The following is a 537-nucleotide window of genomic DNA, read 5'->3' as shown; positions in this document are numbered from 1 at the left end:
GCTTTTGACTCAAGAAGGAGCGCTTCAATCAATAGGATGATCAACCTCAGTCCCAAATAGAAGCGTATCCATCAAAGTCAAAAGCATCAAAATTCAAAGGAGAAACTTTACGTTCCTTTTAAAAAGAGGTGTCTCCTCATCATGGAGACATCTCTTTTTACTGTTATAGAGGCACTTGTGCATTGACTTTTTCTAAGTAATCTAGAATTCCCATTGACGACACAATGGTATCGAAAGGAATCGTTTGATAGACTGGATGATCTGTTGGAATGCCGTTTTCCTGTAAATAGCTGAATAAAAGCTCCTTTAAGCGAGCATCTAAATAGTGGACTTGCTCCTGGAAGTCGCTTGATGCAGCTTGGGCTTTTTTACCTTCTGCTAAAAAGAGGGGTGTCCAATAGCGTACTTGGCGATAAGCTTCAGCTGGATTTTTATAGGCACCATAATGGCCAAAATATAACTCAGCTGCTTGAAGTTTTTCGTACAACTGAATGGATTGCTCCATTGTTTCTGGGTTGTATTGGTTAGGCGAAGTGG

General features: G+C 40.4%; 1 pseudogene. It reads right to left on the bottom strand.

Annotated features, from left to right (window positions below):
- Nucleotides 1-163: 163 nt before the first annotated feature.
- Nucleotides 164-537 (bottom strand): annotated as a pseudogene (locus RT445_RS15970) (MBL fold metallo-hydrolase); the annotation flags it as partial.

Source organism: Lysinibacillus sp. (genome assembly GCF_032093475.1).
Classification (GTDB): Bacteria; Bacillota; Bacilli; order Bacillales_A; family Planococcaceae; genus Lysinibacillus; species Lysinibacillus irui.
This window is presented reverse-complemented; position numbering and strand designations above follow the sequence as displayed.